We start from the raw sequence: 684 nt of genomic DNA, 5'->3' as shown, positions 1-684 counted from the left end.
TTGTTGAGTTCTCTCTGTATTTCCCTGCTCCATGCGGCTCCCTGCTCAAAATTCGGACCGAATGTATGAAGCAGCAATATCTTTTTCGGTTGGCCGGCAATCTGGCCAGACAGGGTTTGGGCGGTTGTGCCCCCCATCGAGACGACAAGCACGACAACGGCAGCGACCCACACGCAAACGCGCCGCTTTAGCGAGGTCATCGCGATGGTCGCCTCACCAGTACATCGTCGCATTGGTTAACACGTTGAGGGCACTCCCGGTCTGCGGCGTATAGACCACCGGCGTGGGGTGATTGGTGTACCCGAGCCCGATGCCCACGCGGATGCCGGGCGCAACGGGTGCATAATAGGCTGCAGTTATCGAAAAATTGTCAGTATGCGCGAGCTGGCCGCCTCGCACGGCGGCATCGACCAGATATTGGCTGAAGACATTACAGGAGACAACCAAGGATACCATATCGCCTGGCCGGGACGGCAGCAGACCTATGCCATAGAGGCGTGCCTCATAATACTCGCTGACGCGATTGAATTCCGGCGGAGCGTACATCGCGGTGAGACCAGCGTACCATCCCCTTGCCGCCTGACCTTCGACTGGAGCAAGTTGGACGAATTGTCGATCCGCCAGAAGATAGGCTGCGTAATTCCCGGCATTCCGACCGCCGAATTCGAAATCGACATACTTGCT

At 57.3% G+C, this 684-nt stretch carries 2 protein-coding genes; both read right to left on the bottom strand.

Going from position 1 to position 684, the window contains the following annotated elements; genetic code table 11:
* Nucleotides 1-200 (bottom strand): hypothetical protein (locus AC0L2F_RS35715; protein WP_473251521.1); only part of this gene is annotated, 200 nt, incomplete at its 3' end.
* A gap of 13 nt (nt 201-213) precedes the next feature.
* A partial coding sequence (locus AC0L2F_RS35710) for a carbohydrate porin (RefSeq protein WP_473251520.1) occupies nt 214-684 on the bottom strand: 471 nt, incomplete at its 5' end.

Source organism: Bradyrhizobium sp. Ken64 (assembly GCF_055807555.1).
This window is presented reverse-complemented; position numbering and strand designations above follow the sequence as displayed.